The sequence below is a fragment of the Actinomycetota bacterium genome, from assembly GCA_036280995.1.
Classification (GTDB): domain Bacteria; phylum Actinomycetota; class CALGFH01; order CALGFH01; family CALGFH01; genus CALGFH01.
Map to the genome: position 1 here is coordinate 1 of DASUPQ010000613.1, position 3,005 is coordinate 3,005.

Consider the following 3,005-nt stretch of genomic DNA (forward strand, 5'->3'; position numbering starts at 1 on the left):
CCCGCGACCGGACGGGACCGGAATCCCCTAATGCTCACGAGATTGCTCACGGGACGGACCGCGACACCCTGGGATGAGCGGATACAGGATGGGACGACGCTTCGGCATCCGCCCCAGCTTGAAGGCCTGCTGGAAGCCAGGAGAGCACCCGCCAGCACAGCGCGTGGGCAATTTAGGTCCCGGTGGGGCAACCCGTGGGGGTTCGAATCCCCCGCTCGCACACCCCTCTGACCAGGTGCTTCGCGCTTCACCTCCTTGTGGAGAACCGCTGCGGATGGACTGGTCTGCCGTCCGGCCAGGTGAACCGAGGCCCGGGTCCTGCCAACGCGGCCCTACGGCCAGGCGCTCCTCGGCCTGGCGGGCGCGGTGCTGACACAGGGCCGCCACCGTGGCCGGGTCGAGGGCCAGCGAGCGCCGGCCCTTGGCCGTCTTGGGCTCCGGGATGTGGACCTCGTAGTTCACGACGACGCGGGGCCGCCGCGGTGGGACGCGGCCGGCCTGCAGATTGACGTCGGACCAGCGGAGGAGTTCGGCCGCATGCCTCGATCGCGCTTGACTCTGGCCCGCTGGCCTGCCGGTCGGATCGTAACGCTCGCCTTGCTGACCGGGGTGGCGGTAGGGACTTGCACTGGCTGGAAGGTCGAGTGGAGCGCCGTCAGACCGCCCCGAGGACGCAGGCGACGGCGCCAGGTGGTTGGCATGATGGCCGGGCTGGCCGCACGAGGCGCACCCGAACGCAGCGCGACCCAGCACAAAGCCAGGGTCGCGACGATCACCAGAGGTACAGCACATGGAAGAGGGCTACACGCAGCTTGGCACCGTGCTGACAGACCAGCGTCCCGAGGACAGTGAGGGAGATGGCGTCATCGTCGTCGGCCGCTTCAAGGGCGACCCCTACGACGGCGTTCAGCTCAGCTACGACGCTGGCCGGCGAAACCTGTACCTGACCCCAGAGGGGGCGCTGCGCCTGGCCTTCCTGCTCGCGGCGGCGGTCGAAAGGGAGATCGACATCCGGTAGGGATCCACTAGGTGAAGCGCTGGACGAACGCGAGGGCGGTGTCGGCGACCTCGCGCCAGCCGCTGTCGATGGTCAGCGCGTGGCCGTGGCCCTTGATCTTGACGATCTCGGTCACGCCCGGGTTGTCCTGCTGCTGCTTGTAGGAGGCGTTGACGATCGCCCAGGGGACGGTATGGTCCAGCTCGCCGGAGATGAGCAGCAGCGGCCCACGGTCGGGGTTCTTGGTGTCGACCTTGTCCTCGGTCCAGGGATTCAGGTTGGCCGCCGCCGCCTGCCACAGCGCCTTGCCGGAGGCCGGCACCGCGAAGTCCTCGTACAGCTGCTTGGCCTCCTCCTCGCTGACGGCGTTGGCGAAGCCGTAGCGGAACTGCTCGAAGGTGAGCGGCACGGCCCGGTTGCGGTTGGCCGGGTTGCGCAGCACCGGTGAGCTGGACTTGAGGGTCGAGATGGGCAGCGGCAGCACCCCCCGGAAGGGGGCCGGGTCGATGGCCACCGACACCGCGGCCAGGCCCCGCCCGGCCAGGATCTGGGTCAGGAGCCCGCCAGTGGAGTGGCCGATGATCGCCGGCTTGCGGTCCAGCCCGCGGATGATCGTCTCGAAGTGGTCGGCGACTTGGCCGATCGACTTGCCGGCGAACACCTCGGGGTGCTCGGCGGCCTCCTCGACCGTCTCGGGGTCGTCCGGCCAGCCGGGGGTCAGGGCCACATAGCCGTTGTCCTCGAACAGCTTCGCCCAGCGGTCCCAGCTGTTGGGCAGCAGCCACAGGCCGTGGACGAACACCACCGGCGGGCGCCCGGTCTGGTTGGCGCGCTGGCACTGCTCCAGCTCGTACTCGGTGATTGTCTTGCCGTCCGACGGGGCGCTCGACCCTGCATCGGTCATGGCAGTTCTCCTCGCTCACGCGGGACAAGCAACCGACACCCCACCATAGAGGGACGACGCCGGTGCTGACTACAGTCAGATGACTGCACCTGGCGGCCGGGGTGGCGGGGGTACGAGGCTGCTAGGTCTGTCAACTGGGTCGCTACGACGGCTCTGCGACGTGCCGCCGTTCCTCGATACTGCCTGGCGGGTCTGACCTGCCCCAGGCGACAGCGGTCAGGCGTGCGGCGGGTGGGTGTCGTGCTCGGCCTGGATCGCCACCATGGTGGCGGGGTCGAGCTGGCTGCCGGCAGGAAACGCCTCGGCCAGGCGCTCAAAGTACCGTTCGAAGCCGGCGGGGGCGTCCACCTCCACCAACCGCGCTACGGCGTCGCTTGGGTTGGCGGAGGTATGGGCGATCCCGTGGGGAACAAGGGCGAAGCTGCCGGCTGGGGCGGTGAGCTGTCGCTGCTCCACGGTGAACACGACCGTGCCCTCCAGGACGTACATGGCGTGATCCAGCTGGTCGTGCACGTGCACGGGAGGGCCGGGAAAGTGGGCGTCGAGTCGATGCTCCATGACGCTGAAGCGCCCCTCGGTGTCGTCGGTCACCGCCTTGAGGGTCGTCGTGTTCGGTCCGACCACCAGCTGCCGGCCCTCACCGGGACCGAGGAAGACCACGTTTGCCATCTCGTGCTCCTTGGAGCGCCACGTACTGGCGGCACTCTAGGCGATCGGGTCGGCCCACTGCCTCGGCGGCGTCACCCGGCCCTGATCACCTCGACGCCGCGCAGCCGGCGATCTGCTGTCGGCTGGCCAGCCGGCGCAGCTCGGCCCGCAGCTCCTCGGGCGCCCCAACGATCAGCGCCTTGAGCTGGTTGGGGGGCGCGCACCTTGGCTCGGCAGGCGCCGTGGCGGGTGGCCAGCAGCACCCGCAGCCCCTCCCGGTCACCACGGCGACATGGACTGAGCGGATAGTCCTCGATCAAGGCCTGGCCTGCCGCCCGGACCGCGTCCAGGGCATCGCTCTTGGCACCGGTCCGGCGGGCTGGTCGCTTGGGCCGGCCGACCTCCACCACCTGCTCGCCCCGGGCCTGCAGGAGAACCCGGTGAGCCCGGCGCCGT

General features: G+C 69.8%; 4 protein-coding genes. 1 reads left to right on the top strand and 3 read right to left on the bottom strand.

Annotated features, from left to right (window positions below):
• Window positions 1–790 precede the first annotated feature (790 nt).
• Window positions 791–1,018 carry a hypothetical protein gene (locus tag VF468_20680; protein ID HEX5880707.1) on the top strand — a complete coding sequence of 76 codons (228 nt, stop codon included), beginning with the start codon at window positions 791–793 and terminating at the stop codon, window positions 1,016–1,018.
• Window positions 1,019–1,025: 7 nt separating this feature from the next.
• On the opposite strand, the gene VF468_20685 is transcribed toward VF468_20680, so the two are convergent.
• The 3 genes from VF468_20685 to VF468_20695 all read right to left on the bottom strand — a co-directional run.
• Entirely contained in the window at window positions 1,026–1,901 is an 876-nt protein-coding gene (locus VF468_20685; GenBank protein ID HEX5880708.1) for an alpha/beta hydrolase, read from the bottom strand.
• Window positions 1,902–2,117: 216 nt separating this feature from the next.
• The gene (locus VF468_20690) at window positions 2,118–2,570 is read right to left on the bottom strand and encodes a cupin domain-containing protein (protein ID HEX5880709.1); all 453 of its coding nucleotides are present in this window, start codon (window positions 2,568–2,570) and stop codon (window positions 2,118–2,120) included.
• Between the two features lie 71 nt (window positions 2,571–2,641).
• Window positions 2,642–3,005: hypothetical protein (locus VF468_20695; protein ID HEX5880710.1), on the bottom strand; the 364-nt coding region annotated here is incomplete at its 5' end.

Bases quoted from the DNA above. Each gene is read 5' to 3' on its own strand.
- VF468_20680 (HEX5880707.1), top strand. From the start codon at position 791: ATGGAAGAGGGCTACACGCAGCTTGGCACCGTGCTGACAGACCAGCGT.
- VF468_20685 (HEX5880708.1), bottom strand. From the start codon at position 1,901: ATGACCGATGCAGGGTCGAGCGCCCCGTCGGACGGCAAGACAATCACC.
- VF468_20690 (HEX5880709.1), bottom strand. From the start codon at position 2,570: ATGGCAAACGTGGTCTTCCTCGGTCCCGGTGAGGGCCGGCAGCTGGTG.